This window comes from Comamonas sp. Z1, from assembly GCF_008121555.1.
GTDB classification, from domain to species: domain Bacteria; phylum Pseudomonadota; class Gammaproteobacteria; order Burkholderiales; family Burkholderiaceae_C; genus Comamonas; species Comamonas thiooxydans.
The window spans coordinates 1-4,298 of record NZ_VOQT01000048.1; the positions used below are offsets into that span (position 1 = coordinate 1).

General features: G+C 58.5%; 2 protein-coding genes. One reads left to right on the plus strand and one right to left on the minus strand.

The window, feature by feature from the left end:
- Positions 1-406 precede the first annotated feature (406 nt).
- Positions 407-661 (minus strand): hypothetical protein, encoded by a 255-nt coding sequence (locus tag FSY45_RS27565; RefSeq protein ID WP_148748562.1) that lies wholly within the window; start codon positions 659-661, stop codon positions 407-409.
- Between the two features lie 412 nt (positions 662-1,073).
- Between FSY45_RS27565 and FSY45_RS27570 the strand changes: the two genes are divergently transcribed.
- Positions 1,074-3,020 (plus strand): methyl-accepting chemotaxis protein, encoded by a 1,947-nt coding sequence (locus FSY45_RS27570; RefSeq protein ID WP_081033963.1) that lies wholly within the window; start codon positions 1,074-1,076, stop codon positions 3,018-3,020.
- Positions 3,021-4,298 lie beyond the last annotated feature (1,278 nt).

Below are 4,298 nucleotides of genomic sequence, written 5' to 3' on the forward strand. Positions count from 1 at the left end.
CCCAACTGGCGAATCGTGGCTCTGACACGCAAGCCAAGCTTGATGTAAAGCTCAACTGCACGAATCCTGTCTGCGTATGAGTACATGAACTACCTCCTGGTAGTCCAAGTTTTTGTCCGCACCCCCACCGGGGGCTAGTGGGTCACTTCTGGGTGGAAATCAACACAGATGGCGCTGGAGCAGGTTAGCACCGCAGGGGTGCTCACCACCAGCGACCTGCGCAACAGCGCCCACCATGACGGCCAGGCCGTGGGAGTCAATGCCAGTGTGGGCAACGATGCGGGCAAGTTCGGCGTCAAGGGCGGGGCGGACAGCTCCATCCTGGTTCGCGGCTCGGATATCTCTGCCGGCCAGTACGCGACCGTGGCCACAGAAGGCGATATCCGTCTTTGCGTCTGGTGCTTGATCAGTAGCCTTCGACCAAAGGTATTTCAGTCCCATCGACCGCAACCATCACGCCCGTGGTGTTGGGGTCGACTTCTATTGGGACGCCCCAGAGTTCATCAGACTTACCGAAGGAGTTGACGATGTTGAACTGCCGAAGCTCTTCGGGCGTCATCTTGATCAGCTTGGGGTAGGCGTTGTTGTGGGCCTTCCAGTGCCGGAGGAACGTGTGGCAAACGCGCTTGTGGACTGTGTGGATCGGCGATTCATCGGTCATCGCGCAATTGTCTTAGAGGAGGGTGCTGCTCCGGCGCGTATGACTGGGAACGGCCAGAAGTAGACCTCAGACGTGTTCCTGACGCTGACTGCGTCTGGCTAAACCGAGCCATTCGCTGTCCAGTACCTGAACGGCAGCAACCGCCAACACCGGTCGTTGAAGACCGCCTGTCCTGAACGGCCCCTTCACAATGCTCTTGTGGGCTGCAGCCAGTTCGACTTGCTGCCACTTAATCCTGCGGTCTGCCTCTTGTCGTCAGTGCATGTCTATGAGTGACGTGACTGATAACGTAGCTGCCAAGAGATCAATTAAAAGGCCTTAGGGAAATTTCCTCCCTCGCGAAGAAATTTTCATTACCTGAATCAAGGTACATTGACTTCCCACAAATTATTACGCTTTGTGGAAATTTTTCATGTTAAACAGCCTGCGCGCTCGCCTGATCGGTATCTGTGTAGCCATCACCACACTCTCACTGCTTGCCCTGGCGCTCTCCACCTTTTTCTCGGTGCGTAGCAGTACCGAGCGCTCGCTCAACGAGCGCATAAGCCAGCTCACGAAGCTGCATGCCAATGATCTGGCCGAGTGGGTGCGAGACAAGCAGCGCATCACCAGCTCGCTGCAGCAGGCAGTGGGTAAGCAGGAGCCCGTGCCCTTTCTATTGGCGGCCAAGCAGGCCGGCGATTTCGACGACACCTATTTCGTCTACGCCAGCGGTGCCCACGTGTTCTCCCACCCCATGCCAGAGAACTATGTCGGTACGGAGCGCCCCTGGTACAAGCAGGCCGTGCAGGCAGGCAAGCCCAGTGTGACACCTCCCTACATTGATGCCAGCACCGGCAAGCTGACGATCAGCTTCGTCGAGCCCGTAGGGCCGGCCGGCCAGTACACCGCCGTGGTTGGCACGGACATGCATCTGGATACCGTGACGCGCAAGGTGAACTCCATCCACGCCACGGGCCAGAGCTTTGCTTTCCTGCTGGACGGGCAGTCCAACATCCTGGCCTATGCCAAGGCGGAACTGGTAATGAAGCCCTCCACCGGCATCGCGCCGCAGCTTGATGGCGGGCTGCTGCAGAAACTGGCCCAGGACGGCGGCAGTGCCGAAGTGGACGTGAATGGCGCAAAGCAGCTGGTCTATGCGTCCCGAGTGGAGGGCACGCCCTGGTTGCTGGGCGTGGCCGTGGACAAGACCGAGGCTACGGCCGCCGCACGCAAGCTGCTGCAGATGGAGATGCTGATCGCGGCGCTTTGTGTGGTGGTGGCCGTGGCGCTGCTGTCGGCCAGCGTGAACCGTCTACTGCGCCGTCTCTTAGTCGTTCGCGATGCATTGGAGGATATTGCCTCGGGTGAAGGCGATCTAACGCGGCGCCTGGATACCGCGGGCAAGGACGAACTGACCCAGATCGCCACTGCCTTTAACCATTTCACAGACAAGATAGCCGCCGTGCTGCTGCGCATCCGCCAATCCTCGGAGTCAGTGCGAATTGCCACCAGCGAGATCGCCAGCGGCAACCAAGACCTGTCCTCGCGCACCGAGCAGCAGGCCAGCTCGCTTGAAGAGACCGCTGCCGCTATGGAGCAGCTCACTGCCACTGTTCAGCAGAACGCGGCCAGCGCGCGCCAAGCCAGCGAGCTGGCGAGCAATGCCTCCGAAGTGGCCACCCAAGGCGGCGCCGTGGTGGGCCAGGTGGTGCAGACCATGGGCGGCATCGAGGCCTCGGCGCGACGTATCGTGGACATCATCCAGGTCATCGACTCTATTGCCTTCCAGACCAACATCCTGGCGCTGAATGCGGCTGTGGAGGCCGCGCGCGCCGGCGAGCAAGGCCGCGGCTTTGCCGTGGTGGCATCCGAAGTACGTCAACTGGCGCAGCGTTCGGCAGAGGCCGCTAAGGAAATCAAGGCGTTGATCGACGATTCCGTGAGCCAAGTCAGCACGGGCAGCCGCCTAGTGAATGCGGCGGGCACCACCATGCGGGACGTGGTGGACAGTGTCAACCGCGTCACGGCCATCGTGGCCGAGATCAGCAATGCCAGCCAGGAGCAAAGCCGGGGCATTGCCGAGGTCGGCTGCGCCGTTACCCAGATGGACCAGAGCACGCAGCAGAACGCCGCGCTGGTGGAGCAGGCCACGGCAGCAGCGCAGTCGTTGCAGCAGCAGGCGAACCAGTTGGCCGAAGTGGTGGCCGGCTTCAAGCTACAGGCCCACGATGCGAGCGAAGGCAGTAGTCGGTTGGCCGGATCTGCGGTTGGCTCGCATCGCTTGATGTCCCCCGGAAACCTCCGACAGGCCCAAACTAAAAATACGGCCCCTTCCCAAGGCTTCGAGAAGGATAAGGAGGCCCTCTCTCAAATTTGAGTGCTGATATGACCGTCATCCGGCTCACTGGTACATTTCATGGACGCTAGGGAGCGTCCTGGAGAACGCTTGAGCGGCTTTAGCCGTGAATCGTCGGTACGGCACAATCAATAGCCTCGACCCCAAAGCTATCCCTGCCAAGATCAGCAACAAGGAAGCGATGCTCCCTAGGGGGCATCGTTTTTTATGGCCTAGCCTATGATAGGCGTGTCCTCGTCACGCTCATGATCTTGACTGCTGATGGGTGACCGATAAGTCACGATGCAGCCTTGAGCCGCAGCAATCGCCGCATACCAGGCATCGGTTGTCAAAGCTCAGTTGACTGCAACGGCTCGCAAGCTCCTGTTCGCACGATGTGACTGCAGACATCCAGCGACCTATCTGCCTGCACTTGATGGTCGCTGTCCCCTGCACACCTGAAACCCGTCATTGGGCAGTCACCCGCGTCAATGCTCGGATGGCTGGTATGAGACGGTGACCGTTAGGAAGCATTGCGGCGACGAGCAGCGGTAATCGCTGCATAGAAGTCTTGGCCGACTGAAGACCGAAGGACAGCAAAGGGTCGTTTACGGACTTAGGTTTTGTCGAGGCTCGCATAAGGCTTTGCGCCAATCTCATGGCGCGATTGGCTCGGCCTCTCGCCAAAGTCCAACTTTTCGAGCCTTGGCCTCTTGCTCTGCAAACTCGTATTGCCCGCGCTCCTGCGGCGACTGTTCGCGGGCATATGCGCGAGACCACCAGCAAACAAGCGCGTTTTTGTGCATGGCATCGTCTTTAAAATCAAATAATTAGGTGATTTTGATGCCATCAACTGCAGAAGGCAGGGCTGATGGTATCGACGAGGCGGATGGTATTGGCGATGCTCGGTGCCATGCAAAGTGCCATCGAAACCCGCCGACTTCGTAAGACCGGCTAGTTCCAGATAGAGCCAGATAGAAATGAAAAAAGCCCGCGATATCGCGGGCTTGCATGAGAAAAGGTCTAAAGCTTGCGTGTCAGTTCACGCCAGCGCTTTATTCCCACTCAATTGTCAATTGAAACAACATGTCGGTCTTCTTCGCACTTCAATACGCTACGCTGGACTGACTAGAGTTTCTATGAAAAATGGCCTTACCGTCAAAAGTACCGTCATCAGTTTTTATCGCTGAGACCTAGCTGTCGGGTCCCGGACGATTGGCTGCTTAAAAACAAGCGTCCGTTGCTGCATGGCCGAGAGGTACTGCAAGCAGTTCTGGCAACATGGCAATCCCGTGCCAAGGAGTTGCCATGCTGATCAGC

Excerpts from the sequence above, each read along its gene's own strand:
- FSY45_RS27570 (WP_081033963.1), top strand. The coding sequence starts at position 1,074 with ATGTTAAACAGCCTGCGCGCTCGCCTGATCGGTATCTGTGTAGCCATC.
- FSY45_RS27565 (WP_148748562.1), bottom strand. The coding sequence starts at position 661 with ATGACCGATGAATCGCCGATCCACACAGTCCACAAGCGCGTTTGCCAC.